This is a genomic window from Parafrankia sp. FMc2, from assembly GCF_041008525.1.
Lineage (GTDB): Bacteria > Actinomycetota > Actinomycetes > Frankiales > Frankiaceae > Parafrankia.
Genome location: NZ_JBFLUG010000035.1, coordinates 1 through 26,559, shown reverse-complemented (window position 1 = coordinate 26,559; position 26,559 = coordinate 1). Strand labels below are relative to the sequence as shown.

Here is a 26,559-nt window from a genome sequence, read left to right as displayed (position 1 = left end):
CGGGCCCGGTCCGCACCGGGACCGACTGACCGGTCCGGGGCGCCCGCCGCTCCGGACCCCCCGGACGCGACGTTCGTCGGCGGAACCCGGGCCACTGGTCAAGTCTGGCGGGGTCTGCCGGCACCTGTGCCGGCACCCCCGCCCACGGGCGGTCAGGCGGACGCCCGCACACCTTCCCCTGCGAAGACAACCGGCAGGCATGGACGGCCGAAGGCCACGTCACGGGCACCCGCCGGCAGTGACTCCAGTGCCGACTGGTGGTGTGCCCTGGCCCGGGCGACACCCGCGGCGCCGACGAGTGCCCTGTCCACCAGCTCGCCCGAGCGCACCAGAGGTACAAGGAGAGAACGGTCCGCCCCCCGCGCGGCCGGGGCCGATACCGGGACCGGGAGCGGAGCGGGGGACGGCGCCGAGGCCGGGGTCGGTGCCGACCCGTCAGCCAGCGGGCGGCACATGACCAGATCGGCCACCGCTGTCCCGTCCGGGCCGAGACGGCGCAGGACGTCCTTGCGGCCGCCGCGGGTCCGCTTGCCGATCGAGGCCTTGGCAACGGGATGGCCGTCGACCTCGACCAGCTTGTAGACGAAACCGGCGGTGGGGGCGCCCGCACCGGTCACCAGCCTGGTGCCGACGCCGTAGCTGTCGACCGGTGCCGCGGCCAGCCGGGCGATCGCGTGCTCGTCGAGGTCGCCGGTGACGACGATCCGGGTCGCCGCCGCGCCGAGCTCGTCGAGCTGGGCGCGCGCCGCACGGGCGACCGTGACCGGGTCGCCGCTGTCGAGACGGATGGCGCCGAGTTCCCCGGCGCCGGCCGCGGCGACGGCGTTCGCGATCCCGGCGTGGACGTCATAGGTGTCGACCAGCAGTGTGGTGTCGGCGCCGAGGGCCGCCACCTGCGCGGCGAAGGCCTCCGGCTCGCTGTCGTGGGCGAGCGTGAAGGCGTGCGCGCTGGTGCCCACACTGGGCACGCCGTAGTCGCGGGCCGCCTCCAGGTTGGAGGTGGCGGCGAAGCCGACGATGTAGGCAGCGCGGGCGGCGGCCACCGCGGCCTGCTCGTGGGTGCGCCGCCCGCCCATCTCCAGGCAGGGCCGCCTCCCCGCCGCGGCGATCATCCGGGCGCCGGCCGCGGCGATCGCACTGTCGTGGTTGAGCACCGAGAGCACCAGCGTCTCGAGCAGCACGCATTCCGCGAACGTGCCCTCCACCACCAGGACCGGGGTGTCCGGGAGGAACGGCTCGCCTTCGGCGAAGCCGGTGATGTCACCCCGGAAGCGGTAGGAGGCGAGCCAGTCGGCGGTGTCCGCGTCGACGACGCCGAACGCCGTCAGGTGTTCGATCTCGGCGGCGCCGAAGCGGAAGTCCTCGATCGCGGCGAGAAGGCGGCCGGTCCCGGCGACGACGCCATACCGGCGCCCGGCGGGCAGCGACCGGGTGAAGACCTCGAAGACCGCCCTGCGCCCGGCCGCGCCCGAGCGCAGGGCGGCACGCAGCATGGTCAGTTCGTAGTGGTCGGTCAGGAACGCTGTCGACCTCGGGACCGTGGACATCCGGACCAGGGTAGGGATGACAACGGCCCGGCGCACCACATCGGGCGAACCGGCGGCACGGCCGCCCTCACCTCCTGTCCGGACTGCGCCGAACCGTCCGTCCGGACTACCCGGGGCTACTCCATCCGGGCTGCCCCGACTGGTCCGGGGTAGCCCGCGCGGCGGACTCGGCACCCCGCGGCGCCAGTGCGGGCCCCTGCATACCCCGCCGCACCCCTGGGTATGCCTGACAGCGGCCCGAAACACCCACCAGGCCATGTGATTCACGACACACGCCCCGTTTACTCAGAGTAGCCATCATCGGTCGATCAGGGGCCCGTGAATCACAACAAGGACCTTCAATCGGCCCGTTACGCGCGATCACGCGTGTACCCACTCAGTTACTGTCCCAAGAACCGCCCACCCGTGAGATCGTCAGGGGCGTGGACCGTAGCTATGCCGGGGTTTTCCTGGTCGTCGTCGGTGGCGCGCTGCTCGCCCTCCTCTGGGCCGGCCACCGCGCCGGGCGCGGTCTCATCCGCGAGGTGTGGGGTCGGATGGGCTTGCTGCGCTGGGTCTTTGTGCTGATCGTCATCGTGGTCTTCCTTGACCTGGCGGACGGGGCCGCCAACCGGTGACCCTCGTCACGGCGGGCCGGAAGGCCTCAGATGCGGCCCGAATGGCCGAGACGTGCTCCCCCGGCTCGCCGCCTCCGACGCCCGCCACGGCGCCAGAACGTCGCACTGTGAGTTCACCCCGTCCCGCCGCCAATAACAGCAGGTATCGACGATGTCGCGGTCCGCTATAAATGACACATAATGCGCACAGCACGTTTTATGTGTGCCCGCCCCCAGATGCCTGACTCGTTATGCTCACTTCGCGTTACTCCGACGCCGGACGAGAGGACAGCGGGTGACTGGACAAACCTGGCTGTGGACCCCACCGCGGCCGACTCCAACAAGTGTTGGAATCGGGTCGTTGCTACGGGCGTACCGGCAGGCCCATGGCCTGACCCAGCAGCAACTCGCCGATCTCCTCGGCTTCGACCAGTCCTATGTGTCGAAGGTCGAGAGCGGTCGGCGGGCGATCCACGACATCTCCACGCTGCGCCACATCGCACGCAACCTCGGGCTGTCGCCCGAGGACGTCGGACTCGCCCCCGGCGGTCTGGCGGACCGCCGCCGTGAGCCACCGCGCGGCTCGGCGGTGGAGAAGGTCGCCGGCAGCCAGCGCGCCTGGCGGCTGACCCGGGACCACCTGAACCACCACCGGATCAGCCTGGCTCGTGCGGCCGCGCGGCTGTACCCGGAGACCTACCGTCTGGGCAACGGCCTGCTCGCCCGGCCCGGCTGGGTGTGGGACACCCCCGTCGACATCAACGACATCGGCCTGCGGTGGGAGGAGTCGGCCGCCGAGGCCGCGATCACCGGCGCCGAGCCCGAGGCCGACGCGACCCGCCCGCTCGTCGGCGACGGCGGCGCGCAGTCCCGCTTCCAGCGCTACACCCGCGCGATGCGTGACCTCGACCGGCCCACTCTGTTCGAGAACCGGCTCAGCTTCCGACTGCTCGACGTCGCCGAGGCGGAGGGTACCGCCCCCACCCTCACCTTCGGCCACACCACCTACTTCGACGCCGTCGACGTCTGCGAGACCGTCGCGCACGAGACCGCGGCGGCGATGATGGGCGGCGAGCTCGCCTGGCCCGCGCTGCCGTTCCGGCGCCGCATCGGTGACCCGTTCGACCTCGCCGCGCGCGTCGCGCTGCCGTCCATCAACACCCTGACCATCCGCCTCGACCGGGGCAGCGCGAGCTTCGTGCTGCACCGCCGCAGCGCGGGCTCGGTCGCCACCGCCGGCGGGGTCTACCACGTGCTGCCCGCCGGGGTGTTCCAGCCTTCCGGTATCACGCCGTTCCACCACGACGCCGACTTCGACCTGTGGCGCAACGTGATGCGTGAGCTCAGCGAGGAGCTGCTCGGCAACGCGGAACACGACGGCAGTTCGTCGCGACCGATCGACTACGACGCCGACGAGCCGTTCCGCTCCTTCGAGGAGGCTCGGCGCGCCGGCACGCTGCGGGTCTTCTGCTTCGGGATCGGCCTGGACGCCCTGACCCTGTTCGGTGAGATCCTCACCGTGCTGGTCGTGGAGGCCGACACCTTCGACTCGCTGTTCGCGGACATGGTCCGCACGAACGCCGAGGGGTCGGTCGTGTCGACCGGGCCGGGCCGCCAGGCCCACGAGGGGATCCCGTTCACCCAGGCCTCGCTGCGCCGACTGGTCGACACCGAGCCGCTGGCTCCGTCGGCCGCCGCCTGCCTGGAGCTCGCCTGGCGCCACCGGGAGACGCTCCTGCCGGGCCTGCGCATGCGGGCAGCGGTCTGATCAGGTTCTTGTGCGCATCCTCGTCACCGGCGCCTCCGGGTTCGTCGGCGGTGTGACCGCCGACCTGCTCTCAGCCGCCGGACACCAGGTGACCGCCCTCGTCCGGGACGCCACGGCGCAGGTGAGACTGTCGCGGATGGTCGAGGTGGTCCAGGCGGACCTCCTCGACCCGCGTCAGCTCGCCGCGGCCGGTGTCAGCCGCGGGTTCGACGGGGTGTGCCATCTGGCCGCGTTGACCCGGGTGCGGGAATCCCGCGAGACACCGCTGCGGTACTACGCCGCGAACGTCACCGGAACCATCAACCTGCTGGCCGCCCTCGACGCGGGCACCCGGGCGACCGGGGTCGCCCCGCGGTTCGTCCTCGGCTCGAGCTGCGCCGTCTACGGGGACACCGGCACCTCGCCGATCCCGGAGACCCGCACCCCGCAACCGACCAGCCCCTACGGTGCCTCGAAGCTCGCCGCCGAACAGGCGGTGGCCTACCAGGCCTCGACCGGCCGCCTCGGCGCGGTCGTGCTCCGCTCGTTCAACGTGGCCGGCGCCGTCGGCTCGCACACCGACCGCGACAGCAGCCGGATCATCCCGGCGGCGCTCGGGGTGGCCTCCGGCCGCCGCGACGCCTTCCGGGTGAACGGTGACGGTGCGTCGATCCGCGAGTACGTGCACGTGGTCGACATGGCCCGGGCCTATCTGACGGCGCTGCGGGCCACCGTGCCCGGCCGCTGCACGGTCTACAACGTCGGATCCGGCGTCGGAGTGAGCGTGTCCGACGTTCTGACGACCGTGGAGAGCGTGACCGGGCGCGACCTGCCCCGGGTGACGCTGCCGGCGGTGCCCGAGCCGCGGGCGCTGATCGCCGACAGCCGGCGGATCCGCGCCGACCTGGGCTGGAACTCGCCGTCCTCGACAATCGAGAAGATCGTCGAGGACGCCTGGCGGTCGACGGCCGTACTCGAGGCGGTCGCGGCGGGCCGCAGCGACGTCCCGATCGTGTCCTGACACACCCGTCACACCCGTCACATCCGTGGAAACGCCGACCCGACCGAATTCCGGCGCGGGTTTCGCCGGTATGCCCGATCGGCTCCGGGCCGGCGTGACACGATGAACCGCAGATACTGATCAGCGGGAGCACGCTGCCAGGTGGCCGCGTCCTCCCCCCGGGGAGAGGGGAGCAGGTGGGCCGTCCTTTCCACGTCTACGACTACGAGGGCGAACACCTCGGGTCGTTCCCGAGCTGGGATCGCGCCCATGAGTGGGCGCACCTGCAGGCCGTGCTGCATGGCGTGCCGACCCCGCTGGAGGTGGAGGACCGCGCCACCGCGGGCCGGCGCCGGGTGTGGGCCGAGCGCTGCGAGCCGGTCGTCCCCGCTCCCCGCACAGCCTCGGTTGACGGCGGCCGGGCCGGTGGCGACCCGCTGGCCGACGGGCGCTGCGCAGCGGTCTCCGCGCCGGTGTTCGCGCCGCCGCGCCCCCGGCAGCCCAGCGAGCTGGACGAGCTCGGGCAGGCCGACGAGTTCCAGGCGGTCGACGGGTTCCAGGCGGTGGGCGGGCTCACCGGAAGCGGCCGGGCAGAGGCGGGGCGCGCCGAGGCCTGAGCACAGGTCGCCACCACTTTCCGGTGGTCTTCACCACCGGCGATTGGCAGATCGTCATCAGACAGAAAAAATCTGTCCAACGGACGGTGACCGGTTGCCGACACGTACCTGAGATGACACGCCCCGAAAGTCGTTTCAAAGCAGGTCATATCCTGCCAGGGAGGCATCCGGACGGATGTCCTGTGCCCGGCAACGCCCTGCCGGGAACAGCCCTCGCGGCAACCTGACACTCCACCTGGTGAGCTCCGCACACTAATCTGGCGGCTGTCGTCGGGGATTCGCTGCACAGCGGGACACGCTCGACGTGCCCCGTGGCGCATCGCGGCGATGGGCACAGCCGACACGCTCCTTGGGGGAGACGAAAGTGGACGAGCAGACCGCTGCCGCCGCCGGAGCGCGACCGACGTCGCGCCTCGTCGTCGATGTCGTGCGAGCGCTGCGGGGGTGGGTGGTCGCGGCAGCAGGCGGAGTCCTCCTCCTCGGCTGCTACCTGGGTGTCTCCAAGGAGACCGAGGTCGCCTACCAGCTGCCGTACGTGGTGTCCGGCGGCTTCGGCGGGCTGGCACTGGTCCTGGTGGGCTGCGCGCTGCTGGTCGCCGACCGGGTGGATGCCACCCAGGCGACGCAGAGCCGGCTCGCGAGCCAGATGGACGACCTGCACACCCTGATCATCGCCGCGGCGGCCAGCGGTGCTGCCGACGCGGACCGCGCGGGTGCTCCGAGCCCCCAGGCCGCTCCGGGCCACGGGGGGCCGGCCCACAGCGTGCAGGGTCACGCGGTCACGGGGCAGGCCAACGCCGCCGCCGTGTCCGGCCAGCGGTTCTGAGCGGGTCCGGCAGACCGATGGGCACCGTCGACAGGGGCACGGGCCCGTTGACCGACCCGTTCCCGCGACCATCCGCGGAGTGACCGGATGACAAGTATCGATCTTGCGCTGACCGGTATCTCCCTCGGCGCGATCGCCGCCCTGTCCGGCATTGGTGTGCTGGTCACCTACCGGACCAACGGCGTTCTGAACTTCGCCCAGGGTGGCATCGCCACCCTGGTCGCCTATGTCTTCCGCGAGATGGTCGTCGAGTGGGGGCTGCCGATCTGGCTGGCGGCGATCATCGCGCTCGCGGTGCTCTCCCCCGGCATCGGCCTTCTACTGGAACGCCTCGTCTTCCGCCCGCTCGCCCGGCGGCGCGCCTCAGCTGCCGAATCGCTGGTCGCGAGCCTCGGCGTCCTGGTGCTGACGCTCGGCATGACCGCCGGTATCTGGGGCCTGGGCAGCCGGACCGACGCGCCGAGCATCTTCCCGCGGGAGTCCGTCACCCTCCTCGGTGACACCCGGGTGGGGGTGGACGCCCTCGCCGAACTCGCCCTGGTCGTCGTCTTCTGCGTGGTCCTCGGCCTGCTGGCAGCGAAGACCCGGTTCGGCCGTCAGGTCCGCGCCGTGGTCGACGACCGGCAGCTCGCCGAGCTCTCCGGAGTACCCGCCGACAAGGTGGCCGCGGCCGGTTGGGCGCTCGGCACCACGTTGGCCGGGCTCACCGGCATCCTGCTGGCCCCGCAGTTCCGGCTCAACCCGTACGGGCTCACTCTGCTCGTCCTGGAGACGTTCGCGGTCGTCGTCGCCGCCCGGCTGGCGAGCCTGCCAGTCGCCGTGCTGACCGCGCTCGGGATCGCCATCGCGCAGAGCGAGCTCAAGCAGTTCACCTTCGACGGCGACCTCGGGACGATCTTCACCGTCCTGCAGTCGAACCTGTTCATCGTCGCGCTGCTGGTGCTGCTCCTCGTCGTGCCCAGGCTGCGGGAGCTCGGCAACGGCGACTCGGGCGCCACCGGGAGCTTCTCCAGCCGCGGTGCGCCCCCGTCCGGCCCGGTCAGCCGGTATGAGGCCCGCCGGGACATCCTCGGGAAGCTGGGCGGGGCCGCGCTGCTGCTGGCGCCCCTGACCTTCGCCCCGGCCGACCTGCGCTCGGCGTTCATGGTCCCGGCACTGGCCCTGGTCTTCCTGTCGCTGGTGATCCTGACCGGGTACAGCGGCCAGCTCTCCCTCGGCGTCGCCGGGTATGCCGGTCTGGGCGCACTGTTCACCCTGAAACTGGCCAACGGCGACTTCTTCGGGCTGCCGGAGATCCCCGGCATCTGGGCGATGTTCCTCGGCGCGTTGATGGTGGCCCCGATCGGACTGATCACCGGCTGGCCCGCGATCCGCCGGCGCGGCCTGACCCTGGCGCTGACGACCTTCGCCGTCGGTGCGGTCGTGAGCCGGTTCGTCTTCGAGCAGCCGGACTTCGCCTCCGGCCTGTACGTCGACCCGCTGACGCTGTTCGGCGCCGAGCTGAACGACAAGGCCTTCTACTTCTTCGAGCTGGTCTGCCTCGCCATCGGCCTGCTGGTCGTGCGCAACCTGCACCACGGCCGGCTCGGCCGGGCGCTGCTGGCGGTGCGCGACCACACCGAGGGCGCCGCGGCCGTGGGTGTGGACGTCCGCAACCTCAAGCTGCTGGCGTTCACGATCTCCTCGGTGGTGGCCGCCCTCGGCGGCGGGCTGATCACCTTCAGCGCGTCGTCGTTCGCCACCGACGACTTCGCACCGCTGCAGAGCCTGCTGTGGTTCACCGCGGTGATCGTCTTCGGCGCGGACAGCGCCGCCGGCGCCATCATCGCGGCGGGCTTCATCGTCGCCATCGACGTGCTCGCCCCGGCGGGCTCGTCGATCCTGGCCGTCGGCATCCTCGCCCTCGCGCTCGGCTGGATGCCGGGTGGCCTGATGTCCGCCGTCCGCGGCGGCATCGCGTGGGTCGCGCGGGTGCTGGCGGACGAGTTCGTCCCGTCACCGCACACCGACCACGCCGCGGCCAGCCGGCTGACCGGAGCCGGCAGCGCGGCGAGCCCGGGCGGCGCCGGCCGCGCAGGTGCGGACGGCGCTGCGGGCAGCGCCGTCCGCGTCGTGCTTCCCGCCGGGGCACCCGCCCCGACCGCGTTCGGAGAGGCACTGCTCACCGCGGTCGCGACCCACACCGCCCGCAGCGGCCTGGCCCTGGAGACGCTGCCCAGCATGCGGGCCGCGGCGGACGCCTCCGCCGACGGCCAGAACCGTGCCGGGCACCGCCAGCGCCTACCCGGACTCCCGGTCGAGAGAGGTGTCTGATGAGCCGCAACGACCTGCGGGCACGTGACCTCGTCCGCCGCTACGGCGGACTGACCGCCGTCGAGAACGTCAGCATGGACGTTCCGAGAGGCCAGATCACCGGCCTCATCGGCCCGAACGGCGCCGGGAAGTCGACACTGTTCAGTCTGCTCACCGGTGTGGAGCAGCCGGACGGCGGCAAGGTGCTGCTCGGCCAGCGCGACATCACCCGGATGAGTCCGGACGCCCGCTCCCGGCGTGGGCTGGTGCAGACCTTCCAGGTGCCGTCGTTGTTCCCCAGCCTCACGGTGGGCGACAATCTGCTGGTCGCCGCGGAGAACCGGCGCCGCGACTACGCCGGTGGGCTGCTCGGGCTGAAGGCACGCGGGCGCGCCAGTGCCCTGGCCGTCGTCGACGAGGTCCTCGACTCGCTGGAGCTGGCGGACATCCGCGGGGCGGTCGCCGGCACCCTGCCTACCGGTGCACTGCGGCTCGTCGAGTTCGCCCGGGCCCTGTGCGCACGCCCGGACGTTCTGCTCCTGGACGAGCCCGCGAGCGGCCTGGACGCCGCCGAGACCGACAGGTTCTCGGCGCTGGTGCGCAGGATCGCCGACGAGGGCGTGGCGATCCTGCTCGTCGACCACGACGTGGACCTCGTGTTCGCGGTCGTCGACCGGGTGTACGCGATGGTCGGCGGCCGGGTGGTGGCCGAAGGCGCCCCCGACGTGGTGCGCAACGACCCGACCGTGCGGTCGGTCTACCTGGCCCAGGGCCCGCTGGCCTCGAAGTCGACCAGCGCCCCGCCCCCGGGCGGTGTCTCGCCGCCGAACGGGCTTTCGCCGCTTCCCCAGCCTGCCTTCCCGGCCGCCCGATGAGCGGCACACCCCTGGAGAACCGGGTGACCTCGACCGCCGGCAACCACGCCGACAACAACACCGCCGACAACACCGGCACGCGCTCCGCCACCGGCTCCGCCCCGCCCGCCGCCGACGACGACGACGGCAGCGGTGCCGCCAGCACGGGTGACCTGCCCGCCGTCGAGCTGCTCCTGGACGGCGCCCGCGCGGGCTACCGCACCATCGAGGTCCTGCACGGGATCACGATGGCCATCCCGTCCGGGGCGGTCACGGCGCTGCTCGGCGCGAACGGCGCGGGCAAGAGCACCACCCTGCGCGTCCTCGCCGGCCTCATCCCGCTGCGCGGCGGCACGCTGAGCTGGCGCGGCGAGCAGATCACGAAGATGACCACGACGAACCGGGCGAAGCGCGGCCTGATGCTCGTCCCGGACGAGCGGGCTGTGTTCGCGACGCTGTCCGTCCGCGACAACCTGCAGGTCATCGCCGAGGCCAGCGGCCATCCGGACATCACCCCCGCCCTGGAGGCGTTCCCCCGGCTGCAGGAGCGTCTGAGCCAGCGGGCCGGCTCCATGTCCGGCGGTGAGCGGCGGATGCTGGCCCTGGCCCGCGCCCTGCTCGCGCGCCCGTCGGTGCTCATGGTGGACGAGCTCTCGCTCGGGCTGTCCCCGAAGGTCGCCGGTGAGCTGTTCGCCTGGCTCGGGACGGTCGCCGACGCGGGAACCACGGTGATCCTCGCCGACCAGTACACCGAGGAGGCGCTCGCCCTGGCCGACATGGTGTACGTACTGCACCGCGGCGAGATCACCTTCGCCGGCACCCCGGCGGAGCTCGGCGCCAGCGAGCTGCTGGCCGCCAGCGCGCACTCCTGACAGCACCGCGCCGGCAGCCCGGCCGCGACCGGACCAGGCAACGGCAACGGCACCATCGACAAACGACACCGACAACACGAACGCCGCGTGGCCCGAGGGCCACGCGGCGTTCGCCGTTCTGCGCGGGTTACGCGCCGCTCCGGTCGCTCAGGCCGCCGGGTACGCCAGGTTCCGCACGGTGAAGCAGTTGGCGTTCATGTCGCCGCCCTCGGTGACCCAACCGCCCCGGCCACCGTTCGCGGTGTCCTGCCAGCGGGCCACATTGAGGCAGTTCCGCAGCTCGGACGGCGGCTGCTCGTCCTTCACGAAGTCACGGGCGGTCAACAGGCCGTGGCCGTCGTAGGGCTCGTCGCGGTTCATGTACTCCTCGACGCAGGTGCGGGTCAGGTCAGCCCCGCAGGACTCCATCGCGTCGGTCAGCCACTGCGCGGACGCGTAGCCCTCGAGCATCCACTGGTTCATCTTCTCGACGCGGTCCGGCTCGTGCGTCGCGATGGCGTCCCGGAACTCCTTGACGGCCGGGATCGACTCGTCGGAGAAGGTCGCCGACTGGGTCGTCGCGTAGACGCTGTTGCGGCACTTCGGCGAGTTGGCGTAGAGCTGGCCGAGCGTGCTCGACATGCCCTGCGAGGTGGTGACCTTGGCCTGCAGGTTCAGGCCCTGCTGTTCCATGGCCGAGCAGAGCTGGCTGTTGCCGGTGTCCTCCATCGCGTCGAACACGATCTCGACTCCGCGGTTCTTCATGTTCTGCGCGGCCGCGGCCCAGTTCGGAGCACTGAGGTTGATCTGCTCCTCGATGACCTGGTACCCCTCGGCACGCAGCCCGTCCGCGATCACCGTCGCGTACCGCTGCGACTGGGCGATGTTGTAGGAGACCACACCCGCGACCCGGGCGCCGAGCTTCTCCTTGAACCAGCGGTAGTTCTCGGTCCCGGCGTACAGCTGCCCGTCGAAGCCCGGCCGGCGGCCGTCACGCGGGTAGTCGCTGCCGTAGATCGAGTACAGGTGCTCGTACTGGTCGTACTGCGTCGAGACCGGCTGGCCGCCGATGTCCGGCACACCCTCCGCGTCGATGTACTGGGCACCGGCGTAGTCGAACGCCGTGACACCGGCCAGCGCGAAGACCTTCTCGTCGTCGACCAGCTGGTGGGCACAGGCGACATTGTCGTCCCCGGTGCTCTTGTCGTCGCAGGACACCAGGTTGACCGTGCGCCCGTTGACACCACCGCGGGCGTTGAGCGCCTTGAAGTAGGCGCGGGCCCCGTACAGGGACGCCGAGAACGTGTCCGGGCCCAAGCCACCGCTCATACCGACGATCGTGCCGACCTTGATCTCGGTCGGTGTCACGCCCGTGTCCGATGCGGTGTTGGTCGACGTGCCGCCGGTCGGCGAACCGTTCGACGACTGATCTGAATCACCCGCGCGGCTGCCGCAGGCGACAAGCGCCAGAGACGACAGCACAACCCCGGCGACGAGCGCTCTCGCTCGCATGAACATGCACTCCTCTGATTGATCGATGACGCTCACACGCCACGAGCTCCGCGCGGGCTACGCCGGCCAGGCTACCGACAGTGAGGACGTCACCGCCGGCAGCGGGACTCTGCACCGGGCCACCAGCTCATCCGTTGCCGCGTACGAACAACCGCCGCCACCACGTCCGGCGAACCGCAGGTGTGACCGGACTGTCGGCATCCTCGCTGCCGGCATCCTCCGCAGTGCCGTCAGCTGCCGGCGGCTGACCGGCCTCCCGCTCCGCCGCCGCGGGTCCCGCAGCAGCCGGGGCCTCGGCCTCGGTCCGAACGACGTCGACCACCCGCCCGTTCCCTTCGTGGCCACCAGCGCCGGCACCGCCATCATGAGGCGACGCCGGCACCTCCACCGACACCGAGGTCACGGGCCGGGGCGCCGCCGTGGCCGCGATCGCCGCGACCGTCTCGTCGATCGCCGCGATCATCTGACCGAGCGCGGCGACCGCGTCCACGTCCGCGAGACCGTCCCGCGCCGGGCCGCTGTTCGCGGCTGCCGGCACTACCGGCGCGGACGCCGGCACCGCCACGGCGACCACCTCGACGTTCTCCGCACGGACCACCTCGGACGCCGGATCCGCGGCGTCCTCGTCATCCGTCACGCTGTCTCGACCCTCCGGATCCAGGTGGTCCTCGGGATCAACAGCCCGGGCGGAAGCGCCGACGACGGTCTCGTCAGCCACCTCCTGCTCGGGAACCGGAGCGACCGGTACGGCCTCATCCGGCGCGATCTCGGCCGGCTCGACGACCACAGGCTCCGGCTCGACGACCACAGGCTCCGGCTCGACAGCCACAGGCTCCGGCTCGACAGCCACAGGCTCCGGCTCGACAGCCACAGGCTCCGGCTCGACGACCACAGGCTCCGGCTCGACGACCACAGGCTCCGGCTCGACAGCCACAGGCTCCGGCTCGACGACCACAGGCTCCGGCTCGACGACCACAGGCTCCGGCTCGACGACCACAGGCTCCGGCTCGACGACCACAGGCTCCGGCTCGACGACCACAGGCTCCGGCTCGACGACCACAGGCTCCGGCTCTGGCGGGCCCGCGGCTGGTGCGGGCAGGACAGTGGGTGCGGGCAGGACCTCCGAGGCTGCGGGAAGCGCCTCCGAGGCTGGTTCCGCCGCCAGCGCGGAGGCCGCCGCGGAACCAGCCCTCGCCGGCAGCCTGTTGACGATCAGGCCGCCGGGGCCCGGGCCCCGCTCCAGGCTGCCCTGCGCCGCGAGGCGGCGGCAGACCTGGTTGACCGTTGCGCGATTCGCGTTGATCGCCGCTGCCAGCGAGCCGTCATCCTGTCCCTCGGGAATCAGCGCGAGCTGCCCGAGAATCCGCTCAGCAACAGTAGCCACATTTGGGGACGCTATACGTTATCCCCTCCCCTTCCCGCATCGGGGGTGCGCAACGCCGCCGAGTACTGGACAGATGGCCCGGTTAGCCCGGTCGTGCTCGGGAAGGGCCATGGTCGGGAGCGGTCGGAGCATCGCGTGATCCGGTCGCCCCGTCCGCGTTCATGCCGCAACAGCTCGGCCGTTGTACCCGGAACAGGAGGCAGCGATGACATGGCCCGCCTCGGACAGCCAGCCTGACGTCGACGTCCGTGACCTCGACGGCAGCTCTCCGCTGGAACGTGCCGAGATCACCGACAGCGACGATCTGGGGACGACCGACGCCGGTCTCGATCCCCTCGATGACAGCTGGGATCCGCCGGACCGGCCGAGTGGCCTGATCCGCAATCCACTGACGCCGCGGGAGGAGCGCTCGTCGTCCTTTGATCGCCAACTCGCCGCGGAGGTCCCGGATCCGGATCCGTACGCGGAGACGGAGGGCGCCGGCCCGGGGCGAGACGAGGATGTTGATTTTCTCACCGGCAGGTCGTCCGGCGATTCGACGTTCGACGACTCCGGTCCGGACCAGGTCGTGGAAGGCCTCGACGGAGCCCATCAACGGCGCCGATCCGCTGACGAACAGGCGTGGCGGCGTACCGCGGAAGAGGATGCGCTCCACCTCGATCCGCGTTCCTGATCACGTTCCCGATCAGCAGTGACGTCCTCCCACCCCGCGGCACCGCGCACGCGGGGCAGGGCCCACGCAGGTCCGGGCGGGGGGCGTCAGATAACCGCAGGCCCAACAGACTCCATCCGCGGGCGATCGGGTCCGCGCGGGCGGCGGGGCGGGCGATACCAGCCCGGGCCAAGATGAGACTGTCGTTCCCGCCCCGTCCGCACCAGGGCAGGCCGGGGCAGCTGGGGGTGAGTATGGCGGAAAGCGGCCGTCGCACCGGCCGGATCGATCTTGTCGGAGTGCGTCGGCGGTTCGGTGACGTCACCGCACTCGACGAGGTCAGTCTGACGATCAACGCCGGTGAGTACTTCTGTCTCCATGGCCCGTCGGGAAGCGGCAAGACCGCCGCGCTCCGGCTGCTCACGGGAGCCGACCAGCCGTCATCCGGCCAGGTTCTCGTCGACGGCGAGGATGCGAGCGGCTCGTCCACGTACCGTCACACAGTCAGTGCGATATTCGGCGGCTATACCTTGTTTCCCTTCCTCGATGTCGCCGCAAATGTGGCGTTCGGGCTGCGCCATGCCGGCGCCCGGGCAACTCGCGGTCGCGCGGAGACATCGATCCGGGTGCGCTCCGCACTCGCCGCCGTCCAAATGTCGGAATACGCGCGGCGGCGTCCCCCCCAGCTTTCTGGTGAACAACAGCAGCGGGTGGCTCTGGCCCGTGCGCTCGTGGTCCGCCCGCGGATCCTGGTACTCGACGACCCTCTTCGATCCGTAGACGGACAGCTGCGTTCCGCGCTTCGCGAGGACCTCAGGACCGTGCAGCGACAGGTTGGTATCACCGTCGTGCATTCCACCGCCGACCGAGACGAGGCCCTGGCACTCGCCGACCGGGTCGCCGTGCTGAGCGAGGGACGGATCCTGCAGGTCGGAACGGCCCGCGAGATACTCGCGTTGAAGGAGCCCAGCGCGGCCTGAGGGGATCCGTCCCGGCCGCGGACAGGCCCGGTTGCGGGGCCTCGGGCACCGGGCAGGCTCATATGGGGCCGGGCAAGGCTCAGTTGTGGGGCGGGATCAGCTGTCGGGGGCCTTCCCCGGCAGGTCCGGCGTCTCGCCGGCCTCGGTTCGGCGGCGGTGCGCGAGCGCGGCGAAGATTTCCAGGGCCAACCGGTGCGCGCTGTTCACCGTCGTGTCCGCGTGGTCGTACGGTGGCGACACCTCGACGATGTCCGCCGCCACGATCGGTGTGTCCAGCGCAATCTGCCGGACGGCCCGCAGCAGGTCCACCGGCGTCATGCCGCCGGGCTCGGGCGTGCCGGTGCCGGGGGCGAAGCCAGGGTCGAGCACGTCGATGTCGACCGACAGGTAGAGCGCGCGGCAGCCGTCCACCGCCTGCGCGATCGCCTCGGTGATGACCTCGCGGCTGCCGCGCTCCCAGATCTCCTGCATCAGGTGCCAGCGCATCCCCTGGTCCCGCATCCAGGCGAAGACGTCCGGTGGCGGCCAGTAGCCGCGCAGCCCCACCTGGACGAAGTTGCGCCCCCGCACCGCGCCGGACTCGATCAGCCGGCGCATCGGCGTCCCGTGCGAGGCCAGGTTCCCGTCGATGATGTCCGCGGTGTCGGCGTGCGCGTCGAAGTGGAGCAGCCCGACCTCGCCCCACCCGACCGCCTCGGCGACCCCGCTCGCCGCCGGCCAGGTGATCGAGTGGTCACCTCCGAGGATCAGCGGCCTGATGCCGAGCTCCGCGATCTGCCGGACCTTCGTCCGGATGTTGCGGTGGGAGGCTTCCGTGAGGCCGTGCGGGCAGTGCGCGTCGCCGGCGTCGACGACGTCCAGCCAGTCGAAGATCTCGATGCCGAGGTCGAGATGGTAGGTGCCCGGGTTGTACGCCTGGGCGCGCAGCGCCCGCGGGCCGAACCGGGCGCCCGGCCGGTGGGTGGTCGCGATGTCGAACGGCGCGCCGACGACGGCCACGTCGGGCCGGCGCTCGCGCAGCTCGCCGAGGCCGGGCATCCACGGCAGGCCGGCGAACGTCGCCAGCCCGGCATAGCCCGGCGCGTCCGGCCCGGGATCCTCGTCCGCGACCGGGTCACCGTCGGAGGTCATGCTGCCAGCATGCTGCGCGCGGCGCCGGCGTGCCGAACGGGACGGCCAGCGCGCACCGAACGGACGGCCGTTGCGACCGAACGAACGGCCAGCGGCAACGGGTGCCCGGCAGTCAGCGGGACCGGATACCCAGCAGGTAGCAGGCGATGGCGGCCGTGGCGGCGACATTGAGGGAGTCCACGCCGTGGGCCATCGGGATCCGTGCCCTCCTCGTCGCCGCCGCCTGCGCCGCCTCGCTGAGCCCGGCGCCTTCCGTCCCCAGCAGCAGCGCCACCCGGTCCGCCGCCGCTCCCCAGGCCGGTGTCAGTTCCTCGGCATCGGGGGCGGGGGTCAGCGCCACCACCTCGAAGCCCGCGGCGCGCACCAGATCCAGTGCGCCGGGCCACGGGTCGAGCCGGGCGTAGGGCACGGCGAAGACCTCCCCCATGGAGACCCGCACCGACCGGCGGTACAGCGGGTCGGCGCACCGCGGGCTCAGCAGGACGGCGTCCATGCCCAGGCCCGCCGCCGATCTGAAGATCGCGCCGAGGTTGGTGTGGCTGACCAGGTCCTCGCAGACGAGCACCCGACGGGCGGCGGCGAGAACCTGGGCGGGGTCGAGCGCGGGGCGCCGGCACATCGACGCCAGCGCCCCGCGATGGACCTCGAAACCGGTGATCGCCTCGAGCACGGGCGGCCCGGCCACGAACACGGGCGGCGGGTGGCCGGCGGCCGGTTCCGCCCAGATCCGCTCCGGAACTCCGGCGAGGCGTGCCGGGGACACCAGCACCGACCGCGGCTGGTAGCCGGCGCGCAGCGCGCGCTCGATCACCCGCTCGCCCTCGGCGATGAACAGGCCCTCGGCCGGCTCCCGGCGCCGGCGCAACGCCACGTCGGTCAGCGCGACATAGTCCGCGACCCGCGGGTCCGCCGGATCGTCGATGACGATGAACCTGCTGCCCTGTTCCACTGCCACCCCTGCTCCACTGCCACCCCTGCTCCCGCTCCTGCTCTCACCCCGGTACCGCTGTCACCCCTGCGAAACTCCGCACCAGCAGAATCGGGCCCATGACCGCACCCGGCCCGGCTGTGGGCTCCCCCGTTGACAGCCCCGTCGCCGATCTCCTGGTGACGGGCGCGGAACTGGTCGCGACCGTCGACGCCGCCCGCCGCGAGATTCCCGGTGGCTGGGTGGCGATCACCGACGGTCTCGTCAGTGCGATCGGTGGCCCCGCCGAGCCGCCGCCCGCCGCGACCCGCACGCTGCGAGCCGACGGCGCCCTGGTCACACCGGGGCTGGTGAACACGCATCACCACATCTACCAGAACCTCACCCGTTCCTTCGCACCGGCGCTGGGCGGGACGCTTTTCACCTGGTTGACAACGCTCTACCCGCTCTGGTCCCGGCTGGACGAGGAGGCGGTGCACACCTCCGCCTACGTGGGCCTGACGGAGCTGGCGCTGGGTGGCTGTACGACGTCCACGGACCATCTCTACGTCCACCCGCGCGGCGGCGGCGATCTCGTTTCGGCCGAGATCGCGGCGGCGCGCCTGCTCGGGATGCGGTTCCACCCGACCCGCGGTTCGATGTCGCTTTCGGCGAAGGACGGCGGTCTTCCCCCGGACTCCGTCGTGCAGGACCCGGACGAGATTCTGGCCGACTCCGCCCGGCTCGTGGCCAGGCATCACGACCCCTCCCACGGGGCGATGATCCGGGTGGCACTCGCGCCGTGCTCCCCGTTCTCGGTGAGCCCCGAGCTGATGAAGGCCACCGCGGAACTGGCGGAGACGCTCGACGTCCGCCTGCACACCCATCTGGCCGAGGATCCCGAGGAGGACGACTACTGCCTGGCGGTGTTCGGGCGGCGGCCGATCGACCAGTTCGCCGAGGTCGGCTGGGGCAGCGACCGGGCCTGGGTCGCGCACTGCATCTGCCCCGACGCCGACGAGATCGTGCGCCTCGGCAGCTGGGGAACCGGGGTGGCCCACTGCCCGAGCAGCAACATGATCCTCGGCGGCGGGCTCGCGCCGATCGCCGAGTTCCGCGCGGCCGGGGTGCCGGTCGGCCTGGGCTGTGACGGCTCCGCCTCGGCCGACGCGGCCTCGCTCTGGCTGGAGGCACGCACCGCGATGCTGCTCGGCCGGCTCCGGCACGGAGCCGCCGCGATGTCCGCCCGCGACGCGCTGGAGATGGCCACCCGCGGCGGGGCCGCCTGCCTCGGCCGGACGGGGGAGATCGGCGAGCTCTCCGTCGGCTCCGCCGGCGACCTCGTGGTCTGGCCGATGGACGGGGTGGCGTTCGCCGGGGCGCTGTCCGACCCGGTCGACGCCTGGCTGCGGTGCGGGCCCACAGCGGCCAGGCACACGGTCGTGGCCGGGCGCCTCGTGGTGGAGAACGGAACGCCGGTGCACCCCGATCTCGCGGAGATGCTCCGTCGCCATCGGGAGATCTCCCGCGGGATCCAGGGCGCGTTCGAGAAGGCCGGCACCACCCCGTGACCTCGACTGGCTCGACTGGCTCGACCGCATTGGCCCCGGTTGGGCAGGAGCGCTCCGACGCAGTATTCTGCAGACGGAAACGTGTAGCTCAGCAGCCGACCTGCGTCGGGCCGCGCACGTATCGCGCCCCAGGCAGCCGCCGTCGGCGCCGCCCGCCGAATCCCCCGATCGGCGCAGAAAGCGCCGGCGGCGGCGTACTCCTCTCCTCCGTCAGATGCCCGTCCTCGGTCCGATGCCGGCCGCTGTGACCCCCGGCGGCGGGACGGACGTGACCCTGCCCGACGAGGTGCTTGCCGCACTCACCGGGAGCCTCGCCCGCGTCGATGCCGTCCTGGCCGCGCGTTTCCCGGGCGAGCCGGGGACCCGCCAGCCCGTCCACACCTGTTACCTGCCCGCCGACCAGCTCACGCCGGACGTCGTTCCCACGTGGGGGCGAGCGGCCCGCGAGGTGCTGGTGCGGCACGCGCCCGAGCCGGGCCTGCTCGCGGAGGTCACGCTCGGCGGCACAGCGGCGCCGATCGCCGAGGACATCCACGCGCACGTCGTACGCACCCTGGCGATCGAGCCGGTCCAGGATCTGCGGGTCGACTTCGAGGACGGTTACGGCATCCGGCCGGACGCCGTCGAGGACACGCACGCCGTCGCGGCCGCCCGGGCACTGCGTGACGCGGCGTCGGCGGGGACGCTGCCGGTCTCCTACGGCCTGCGCCCGAAATCGCTCGACGCGGCCGTGCGCCGGCGCGGTCTGCGCACCCTCGACCTGTTCCTCACCGCTCTCGCCGGCACCGACGGCCCGCCCCCAGGCCTGGTGGTGACCCTGCCCAAGGTGAGCGCGCCGGAGCAGGTCGCGGTGTTCGGCGACGTCCTCGCGGCGCTCGAGCAGCGGCTCGGGATCGCGCCGATTCCGCTGGAGGTGCAGATCGAGACCCCGGCCGCGGTCCTGGCCCTGCCGGCGCTGGCAGCCACCGCACCCGGGCGGCTGGCCGCGCTGCACGTCGGCACCTACGACTACTCGGCCGCGCTCGGCGTCAGTGCGGCCAACCAGGCCAGCGACCATCCGGCGGTCGAGCTGGCCACCGCGCTGATGCAGCTCACCGCGGCGGGGACCGGCCTGCGGGTGGCCGACGGCTCGTGCAACCTGCTGCCCGTCGGGTCGGCCGCGGACGTCCACGCCGGCTGGCGCCGGCATGCCGGGCTGATCCGCCGGGCCTGGTCGCGGGGGCTGTACCAGGGCTGGGACCTGCATCCGGCGCAGCTGGTCAGCCGGCACGCCGCTGTCGCGGGCTGCCTGCTCACGGGCCTGCCGGACGCCCTGCGCCGGCTCGCGGACTACGCGACGGCCCGGTCTCGCGGGTCGGTGGCGGACGAGCCCGCGACAGCACGGGCACTGGCGGGGCATGTTCTGCGGGCCCTGGACGCCCGGCTGCTCGACGAGGCCGGCCTGCGCGCCGCCGGGTTGGACCTGGCGACCGTGGCCCGGCTTGGCGGCCGCACCAACCCCACCGACACGACCGACACCACCGACACGACCGGAACCACCGGCACCACCGGAACCGCCGGCACCACCGCCCACCCGGGCCCCTGACCGGCCGCCACGGGGCCGACCTCTGCTTCAGCTGCCGCGGTAGGTGGTGTAGCCATAGGGCGCCAGCAGCAGCGGAACGTGGTGGTGCTCGGCCGCGTCCCTGATGACGAAGACGATCGCGACCTCCGGGTGGAACGCCGAGTGCTGCGCGGTGTCGAAGATCAGCCGCCAGGTGCCGGTGCTGTCGGCGGGCAGGTCCGTTACCCGGCCGTCCCTGTCGGTGACCGTCTCGGCGACCGGGCGCCACCCCTTCACCCCGCCGTCAAGGGTCAGCACGGCCCGTTCGAGCCGGACCGGGACGTCAACCGCCGGCCGGCCCGAACCGGTGTCCAGGACATGGGTTGACAGGCTCACGCGCACCACCATCTCCGGCCGCCGCCCGGCACGCCCGCCCGCGGCGCCCTCGTTCCCGAGCCGGGAGCAGGGCGCCGGGCCGTCAGCCGCCGGTGATCAGGTGACTGAGCCGCAGCGCCGTGATCTCGGCCTGCTGACCGGCGGCCACGCGAAGCTCCGCGGCCGGGTCGTTGGCCATCCTCTCCCGCAACAGGGCCAACATCTCCTCCGCGCCACGCCCGGCGGCACGAACCAGGAAGATGAAACCAAAACGATCTTCGTAGGCGGCGTTCCCCTCGGTGAACGCGGCGCGAATCTCCTCGCTCGCCTGCTCGAGCGCGGCCTGCTCCCGGCGCGGGGCGTCGATCGTGACCACGGTGGCCCGCGAGGAGGTGGGCGGAGTCGGCGCGGGTCCTGGCCGCTCCCCGATCCGGGGGTGGGCGGTGAACGCCTCGAGCCAGGCCGACTCCGGCAGGTTCCACCACTCCTGCTCGGCGGCGGGCAGCAACGCGGCGAGCTGGCCGAAGGGCCGGCGGGCGGCGACGGCATCGGCCCAGTCCTCGGAGCCGCAGCAGGCCAGCAGCTCCTCGCGGGCCGCGGCAGGGGCCAGCGAGTCGAACCAGCGCATGGCCAGCGCCTCCCGGCCCGCCGCGGTCGGGGCACCGAGCAGCCGCAGCCGGGCCAGACCGCCGTCCGGGACGGCGTCGACGCGGACGTGGGTGGCCTCGACCGGGACCTCCAGGTCGAACAGGTGCCGCGTGTTCGGCTGCACCCTGGTGCGGGGCAGCAGGGGCCGCCAGCCCGTGATCGCCGCGAACCCGTCCGCGGCCAGCGCGTCGTCGCCGGTCTCGGGGGCGTTGGCGGCCCACAGGGCGACGGCGCGCGGGGCGTTGCCACGGAAGTGCCGGGTGTCGACCTCCGCCCGCACGACGGTGCCCTCCGTCGCCAGGCGGATCACGGCCCAGTCATGCCCCTCGCCGCGCCGGCGCCGGGTCTCCCACCCCTCGCCCATGACGCGGGCGTCGCCGGAGGCGTTCAGGTTGTGCCGGTCGCCGTAGTGCATGTCGCTGGCCGCGACCACCACACCGCCCAGGTAGGCGGCGGCGAGATCCGAGGTCACCCGGTCGAGGAGACGCGGGTCGGGGACGACCACCCCGTGCACCCGCAACCGGGCCACCCCGCCGTCGGGATGGATCGTCAGCCGCAGGTGGCTGATGCGGAACCTGGCCTCCTCCGGAACGACCAGCACGTTGGCCGCGTCAGCGGCGACGGGCGTGCGGCCCACCAGCGGCACCCAGGTGACCGAGTCCTCGGCGACCTCCTCCGCGGACGGGTAGCCGGCCAGCGTGGCGCCGTGCAGCTCGACCGCCTCCGGCGCGTTGCCGGTGAAGTGGGTGGTGTCGACGGTGACCGCGTGCACGATGCCGGGCGACCCGAGACGGATGATTGCCCAGTCCGATCCGGGGGGGACGTCCCGGCGGCGCCGGGTCTCCCAGCCATCGGTCCACTGGCCCCGCTCGGTGAACACGCCGGGGCGGGTCACCGGCGCCTCGGGAAGCAGCATCCTCTCGGCAAGGGCGAAGAACTCGTCGTTCACCGCCACGACAGACCCGCCGAACCGGGCGGCGGCGAGGTCGACGAGATTCGTCAGATCGGGCGCGTCGGTCACTGTGGGGCTCCTTCGGCTGCGGCGGCGGGTGGGCCCTACGGTCGTTCGAGCAGCCGGCCGCGGACCGGCCGGTCGCCGTCCGCCCGGTGCCCTCGCAGGTAGGTCGCGAGCACCAGGCCATCCAGCGTTCGCCCAGCGTATGGGGTCAGCGGATGACGGTGGCGCAACAGGGACGGTTCGACGAGGAAGCTTCCGTCCGGGTCGAAGATGACCAGGTCCGCGTCCGCGCCGACGGCGATCCGTCCCTTGGATCCGCGGGGTGCCGGCCCCGCGCCCTCCGCGCCGAGGCCGGGCGCGCCCAGACCGGCGAGGTCCGCCGGGCCCGCGCACATCCACCGCACGACGTCCGCGACGCCGTGGCCGCGCCGCCGCGCCTGGGTCCACACCGCCGACAGCCCGAGCTGGACGGACGCGATGCCGCCCCAGGCCGTCCCGAAGTCACCCGTGTCCAGCGACTTCAGCGCGGGCGTGGACGGCGAGTGGTCGGTGACGACGCCGGCGAGCAGGCCCTCGGCCAGGCCGTCCCACAGCCGGTCCAGGTTCGGGCGCTCGCGGATCGGCGGCGCGCACTTGAAGGCGGTGGCGCCGTCGGGCACCTCCTCCGCGACGAAGGTCAGGTAGTGCGGGCAGGTCTCCGCGGTCAGCGGCAGCCCCGCCTCGCGGGCCGACAGGATGTCCCCGAGCGCCTCGGCGGCCGCCAGGTGCAGGACGTGCAGCCGGGCGCCGGTCGAGGCGGCGAGGGCGCCCAGCGCGGCAACCGCGGCCCGCTCCGCCGCCGGTGGCCGGGACCGCAGCCAGCTGGCGAACGCACGGCCCGCGGCGGGGGGTGCGCCGGCGAGGACGGACGGCGACTCCGCGTGAACCACGGTGAGGGCGCCCATCCGGGCGGTGTGCCGGGACGCGGCGGCCAGGACGTCCAGGCTGACGTGGGGGAACTCCTCGACACCGGACGGGGCGAGGAAGGCCTTGAAGCCGAACACCCCGCTGTCGTGCAGAGCGGCCAGGTCGTCGAGGCGACGGGCGTCGGCGCCGATGATGCCGCCCCAGAAGCCGACGTCGACCGCCACCTGGCCGGCCGCCGCCGCCCGCTTGGCGGTCAGTGCCCGCACCGAGGTGGTCGGCGGGATCGCGTTCAGGGGCATGTCGATGATCGTGGTGACGCCGCCGGCGGCGGCGGCCCGGGTCGCGGTGGCGAAGCCCTCCCAGTCGGTGCGCCCCGGCTCGTTGACGTGGACATGGGTGTCCACGACGCCGGGCATCAGCACCAGGCTGCCGAGATCGGTGACCAGGCGGCCCGGCGGGATGTCGGCAGGCCCGGTGACGGCGGTGACCCTCCCGGCAGCGACGTGGACCGCGGCCGGGCGCTCCCCGTCCGGCAGCACGACCCGGCTCGAACGGATCACCTGAAGCGACTCGGGCAGTTCAGGCAGCTCCGGAGACATCCCGCTCACAGGTCGACCAGGTCCACCGGGCGGACCGGTACGCGGCGCAGGTCGCGGCCGACGGCGTCGCGGATCGCGGCGACGACCGCGGCGGTCGCCGTGCAGGTCGGGGCCTCTCCGACGCCCTTCACTCCGTAGGGGGCGTCCGGCTGCGGGTAGGTCAGCGCGACGAAGTCGAGGGCGGGCACGTCGGCGGCGGTCGGAAGCAGGTAGTCGTGCAGGCTCGGGTTGGTCACCACGCCCCCCACGGTGACCAGTTCCTCCATCACCGCCAGACCCAGGCCCTGGGCGGTGCCCCCCTCCACCTGGCCGCGCAGGGACAGCGGATTGATCACCGTGCCGCAGTCCTGCGCCAGCGCCATCGCGACGACCCGGACCAGGCCGAGATCGAGATCGACGTCGACCACCGCGCGATGCGCCGCGGCCGCGAAGGCCACATGCGGATCACCCTGGCCACGCTCGTCCAGTGCGGTGGTGCGCCGGTGGTGAAAGGTGTACTCGGCTTCCACCGGCCCGCCGGCGGCGAGAGCCTCGGCCAGCGGGAGCCGGGTGCCCGTCTCGGTGCCGATGATCTCGCCGCCGTCGATCACCAGCGACCGCCGGGGCGACTCGACCACCTCCGGCGGCAGGCCCAGCGAGCGGGCCACCCGGGCGAGCAGCCGGTCGACCACGGCCACGCAGGCCCCGCGCACCGCGCCGCCGCTCATCCACGTCTGCCGGGAGGCGCTGGTCGAGCCGGCGCTGCCGATACCGGTGTCCGCCGGCAACAGCTCGATCCGCTCCACGCCGAGCTCGGTACGCGCGATCTGCCCGGCGACGGTGACGAATCCCTGCCCCACCTCGGAGCACGCACTGTGAACAGTCACGAACGGAAGGCCGTCGCTGTCGAGGGCGAGCCGGGCCCGCGCCGTGGACGCGTCGTCGAAGCCCTCGGAGAAGAGCAGGTTCTTGTAGCCGAGCGCGAAGCCGACGCCGCGGCGGACGCGGCTGTGGGTCGCGGCGGTCGCCTGGCCGCCGGGCAGGGCGGTCTGGGCAGCGGCGGCGGTGAGCGGCGGGGGCAGCGGACGCGCCGCCACCGCCTCGATCACCTCCCGGACGGGCAGCGGCGCGCCGAGGATCTGGCCGGTCGGCAGCACATCCCCCGGCTGCAGGGCGTTGCGGGTGCGCAGCGCGACCGGGTGCAGGCCCAGCAGGTCGGCCAGCCGGTCCATCTGCGCCTCGTGGCCGAACGCGACCTGCGGCACACCGAACCCCCGCATCGCTCCGCACGGCGGGTTGTTCGTCCGGACGACGGTGCCGTCGAGCTGCGCGTTCGGCACCCGGTACGGCCCGGCCGCATGGGTGACGGCGTTCGCCAGCACCGCGGGCGACGATGACGTGTAGGCCCCGCCGTCCATGAGGATCCGTGCGTGCACGCTGACCAGGTCGCCCGCCGCGGTGGCGGTGTGCCGGAACCACATCCGCGCCGGGTGGCGGTGCGGATGCCCCAGGAACGACTCGACCCGGTCGTAGGCGATCCGTACCGGCCGGCCGGTCGCGAGAGCGAGCAACGCGCCGTGGATCTGCAGGGTGACGTCCTCACGACCGCCGAACGCCCCACCGACACCGGCCAGCTCGAGCCTGACCAGTGCTTCGGGCAGCCCCAGGCAGGCGGCGATCTGCTCGCGGTCGGAGTGCAGCCACTGGGTGGCCAGCCGCAGGTCGAGCCCGCCGTCGGCGGCCGGGACGACGAGCGCCGCCTCCGGCGCCAGGAAGGCCTGGTCCTGCATGCCGACGAGATAGCTGTCCTCGACGGCGACCGGCCCCTCGGCTGACGGGTTCCCGTGGGTCAGCGTGATCTCCCGGTAGATGTTGCCGTCCGGATGGACCAGCTCGGCGCCCGGCTCGGCGGCGAGGCCGGGATCGACGAGCGGCGGGAGCGGCTCGTACGCGACCCGGATGGCCGCCAGGGCGCGCCGTGCGGTCGCCGCGTCGACCGCGGCGACCGCCGCGACGGGCTCACCGGCGTAGCGCGCCTCGGTGGCGGCGAACACCGGCTGGTCCGCGCTGATCAGCCCGTAGGTGGCGACCCCGGGGACGTCCGCCGCGGTGACGACGGCGAGGACACCGGCGAGCCGGCGGGCCGCGGCGGTGTCGACCCGCCCGATCCGCGCCCGCGGGTACGGCGAGCGCAGCGTCCGGGCGTGCAGCATGCCGGGAACACGCAGATCGCCGGCGTAGGCGAAGGCCCCGGCGGCCTTGGCCGCCCCGTCCGGGCGGAGCTCCGAGGACCCGACTCCGCGGTTCCCGCCGACCACTCCCGCACGCCCCGTCATGCCCCAGCCGCCCCGTTCGCCCTGTTCGCCTCGTTCGCCTCGCTCGCCTCGTTCGCCTCGCTGCCGCCAGGAGCCCCGCTGCCACCGGGGGCCCGCCGGCCCGCCTGGACGTCCCGCACCGCCGCGAGGATCCGGCCGTAACCGGTACACCGGCAGATGTTCCCCGCCAGCGCCTCCCGGATCTCCTGCTCTCCGGCGGCGGGGCGGCGTCCGAGCAGGTCGGTGACGGCCACGACCAGACCCGGTGTGCAGAACCCGCACTGGACCGCGCCATGGGCGAGGAACGCGGCCTGGATCCGGGCCGCCGGCCCGCTCGCGCCGAGCCCGGCGACCGTCAGCACGCGGGCGTCCACGGCGTCGGCGGCGAGGACCGTGCAGGCCGTCACCAGCCGGTCGTCGAGCAGGACGGAGCAGGCACCGCAGCGGCCCTGCTCGCAGGCGTCCTTCACCGAGGTGACGCCGAGCCGTTCCCGCAGCACCGTCAGCAGCGACTCCTCCAGCCGGGCACCGGAGACGACACGCCGGGTTCCGTCGACGTTCAGGTGGTACTGGAGAGGTTCCCAGTCATCGTCGCCCTCGGTGTCGTCTCCCTCGGCGCCGTCCACCGGACCGGCGGGGCCAGCGCTGATGGCGCTACCTTCCCTTCGCACGGTGGATCCCGGCAGGGAGCGCTTGCGGTGCTTGTCCCGTGAGGACTGATGTGAGACGGCGCTCCTGCCTGGACCCGGCGAAGGCCTGACGCCCAGGA

Annotated in this window: 22 protein-coding genes; 12 read left to right on the top strand and 10 right to left on the bottom strand. The window is 73.0% G+C overall.

Annotated features, from left to right (window positions below; all coding sequences use genetic code 11):
• Nucleotides 1-152 precede the first annotated feature (152 nt).
• Nucleotides 153-1,547, bottom strand: coding sequence for a nicotinate phosphoribosyltransferase (locus tag AB1460_RS14660; protein WP_368961786.1), 1,395 nt, complete (start codon nucleotides 1,545-1,547; stop codon nucleotides 153-155).
• Between the two features lie 422 nt (nucleotides 1,548-1,969).
• Between AB1460_RS14660 and AB1460_RS14655 the strand changes: the two genes are divergently transcribed.
• The 8 genes from AB1460_RS14655 (at nucleotide 1,970) to AB1460_RS14620 (ending at nucleotide 10,351) form a co-directional block, all read left to right on the top strand.
• The gene (locus AB1460_RS14655) at nucleotides 1,970-2,164 is read left to right on the top strand and encodes a hypothetical protein (protein WP_368961785.1); all 195 of its coding nucleotides are present in this window, start codon (nucleotides 1,970-1,972) and stop codon (nucleotides 2,162-2,164) included.
• A 274-nt stretch (nucleotides 2,165-2,438) separates the two neighbouring features.
• Nucleotides 2,439-3,911 (top strand): helix-turn-helix domain-containing protein, encoded by a 1,473-nt coding sequence (locus AB1460_RS14650; protein ID WP_368961784.1) that lies wholly within the window; start codon nucleotides 2,439-2,441, stop codon nucleotides 3,909-3,911.
• Nucleotides 3,912-3,921: 10 nt separating this feature from the next.
• A complete protein-coding gene (locus AB1460_RS14645) occupies nucleotides 3,922-4,911 on the top strand; it encodes an NAD-dependent epimerase/dehydratase family protein (RefSeq protein ID WP_368961782.1) in 990 nt (329 codons plus the stop codon).
• Nucleotides 4,912-5,087: 176 nt separating this feature from the next.
• Nucleotides 5,088-5,507 carry a hypothetical protein gene (locus tag AB1460_RS14640; RefSeq protein WP_368961781.1) on the top strand — a complete coding sequence of 140 codons (420 nt, stop codon included), beginning with the start codon at nucleotides 5,088-5,090 and terminating at the stop codon, nucleotides 5,505-5,507.
• A gap of 364 nt (nucleotides 5,508-5,871) precedes the next feature.
• Nucleotides 5,872-6,333, top strand: a complete 462-nt coding sequence (locus AB1460_RS14635; RefSeq protein ID WP_368961779.1) for a transporter — start codon at nucleotides 5,872-5,874, stop codon at nucleotides 6,331-6,333.
• 87 nt (nucleotides 6,334-6,420) lie between these two features.
• On the top strand, nucleotides 6,421-8,646 hold the full coding sequence (locus AB1460_RS14630; protein ID WP_368961778.1) for an ABC transporter permease: 2,226 nt from the start codon (nucleotides 6,421-6,423) through the stop codon (nucleotides 8,644-8,646).
• Nucleotides 8,646-9,500 (top strand): ABC transporter ATP-binding protein, encoded by an 855-nt coding sequence (locus AB1460_RS14625; protein ID WP_368961776.1) that lies wholly within the window; start codon nucleotides 8,646-8,648, stop codon nucleotides 9,498-9,500. The genes AB1460_RS14630 and AB1460_RS14625 overlap by 1 nt, the downstream gene beginning before the upstream one ends.
• Complete coding sequence (locus AB1460_RS14620; RefSeq protein ID WP_368961775.1) at nucleotides 9,497-10,351, top strand: ATP-binding cassette domain-containing protein; 855 nt, start codon at nucleotides 9,497-9,499, stop codon at nucleotides 10,349-10,351. Before AB1460_RS14625 ends, AB1460_RS14620 begins: the two co-directional genes overlap by 4 nt.
• 147 nt (nucleotides 10,352-10,498) lie before the next feature.
• Here AB1460_RS14620 and AB1460_RS14615 read toward each other — a convergent pair whose 3' ends face one another.
• A complete protein-coding gene (locus AB1460_RS14615; protein ID WP_368961773.1) occupies nucleotides 10,499-11,842 on the bottom strand; it encodes an ABC transporter substrate-binding protein in 1,344 nt (447 codons plus the stop codon).
• Between the two features lie 127 nt (nucleotides 11,843-11,969).
• Complete coding sequence (locus tag AB1460_RS14610) at nucleotides 11,970-13,226, bottom strand: MarR family transcriptional regulator (RefSeq protein ID WP_368961771.1); 1,257 nt, start codon at nucleotides 13,224-13,226, stop codon at nucleotides 11,970-11,972.
• Nucleotides 13,227-13,431: 205 nt separating this feature from the next.
• Between AB1460_RS14610 and AB1460_RS14605 the strand changes: the two genes are divergently transcribed.
• Nucleotides 13,432-13,899 (top strand): hypothetical protein, encoded by a 468-nt coding sequence (locus AB1460_RS14605; RefSeq protein WP_368961770.1) that lies wholly within the window; start codon nucleotides 13,432-13,434, stop codon nucleotides 13,897-13,899.
• 233 nt (nucleotides 13,900-14,132) lie between these two features.
• Entirely contained in the window at nucleotides 14,133-14,858 is a 726-nt protein-coding gene (locus AB1460_RS14600; protein ID WP_368961845.1) for an ABC transporter ATP-binding protein, read from the top strand.
• A gap of 96 nt (nucleotides 14,859-14,954) precedes the next feature.
• Here the strand turns inward: AB1460_RS14600 and speB are convergent, their stop codons facing one another.
• A complete protein-coding gene (gene speB, locus AB1460_RS14595) occupies nucleotides 14,955-15,989 on the bottom strand; it encodes an agmatinase (protein WP_368961769.1) in 1,035 nt (344 codons plus the stop codon).
• A 112-nt stretch (nucleotides 15,990-16,101) separates the two neighbouring features.
• Nucleotides 16,102-16,938 (bottom strand): TrmH family RNA methyltransferase, encoded by an 837-nt coding sequence (locus AB1460_RS14590; protein WP_368961844.1) that lies wholly within the window; start codon nucleotides 16,936-16,938, stop codon nucleotides 16,102-16,104.
• Nucleotides 16,939-17,036: 98 nt separating this feature from the next.
• Here AB1460_RS14590 and AB1460_RS14585 point away from each other — a divergent pair, with 98 nt between their 5' ends.
• Nucleotides 17,037-18,467 (top strand): 8-oxoguanine deaminase, encoded by a 1,431-nt coding sequence (locus AB1460_RS14585; protein WP_368961768.1) that lies wholly within the window; start codon nucleotides 17,037-17,039, stop codon nucleotides 18,465-18,467.
• Nucleotides 18,468-18,699: 232 nt separating this feature from the next.
• Nucleotides 18,700-20,052 carry a DUF6986 family protein gene (locus AB1460_RS14580; protein ID WP_368961767.1) on the top strand — a complete coding sequence of 451 codons (1,353 nt, stop codon included), beginning with the start codon at nucleotides 18,700-18,702 and terminating at the stop codon, nucleotides 20,050-20,052.
• Between the two features lie 27 nt (nucleotides 20,053-20,079).
• On the opposite strand, the gene uraH is transcribed toward AB1460_RS14580, so the two are convergent.
• The 5 genes from uraH to AB1460_RS14555 form a co-directional block, all read right to left on the bottom strand.
• Nucleotides 20,080-20,406, bottom strand: coding sequence for a hydroxyisourate hydrolase (uraH, locus tag AB1460_RS14575; RefSeq protein WP_368961766.1), 327 nt, complete (start codon nucleotides 20,404-20,406; stop codon nucleotides 20,080-20,082).
• 82 nt (nucleotides 20,407-20,488) lie between these two features.
• The gene (locus AB1460_RS14570; protein ID WP_368961765.1) at nucleotides 20,489-22,054 is read right to left on the bottom strand and encodes an allantoicase; all 1,566 of its coding nucleotides are present in this window, start codon (nucleotides 22,052-22,054) and stop codon (nucleotides 20,489-20,491) included.
• Nucleotides 22,055-22,089: 35 nt separating this feature from the next.
• On the bottom strand, nucleotides 22,090-23,496 hold the full coding sequence (gene allB / locus AB1460_RS14565) for an allantoinase AllB (protein ID WP_368961842.1): 1,407 nt from the start codon (nucleotides 23,494-23,496) through the stop codon (nucleotides 22,090-22,092).
• 5 nt (nucleotides 23,497-23,501) lie between these two features.
• The gene (pucD, locus tag AB1460_RS14560; RefSeq protein ID WP_368961763.1) at nucleotides 23,502-25,811 is read right to left on the bottom strand and encodes a xanthine dehydrogenase subunit D; all 2,310 of its coding nucleotides are present in this window, start codon (nucleotides 25,809-25,811) and stop codon (nucleotides 23,502-23,504) included.
• Nucleotides 25,808-26,416, bottom strand: coding sequence for a (2Fe-2S)-binding protein (locus AB1460_RS14555; RefSeq protein WP_368961840.1), 609 nt, complete (start codon nucleotides 26,414-26,416; stop codon nucleotides 25,808-25,810). Before AB1460_RS14555 ends, pucD begins: the two co-directional genes overlap by 4 nt.
• Nucleotides 26,417-26,559: the final 143 nt, after the last annotated feature.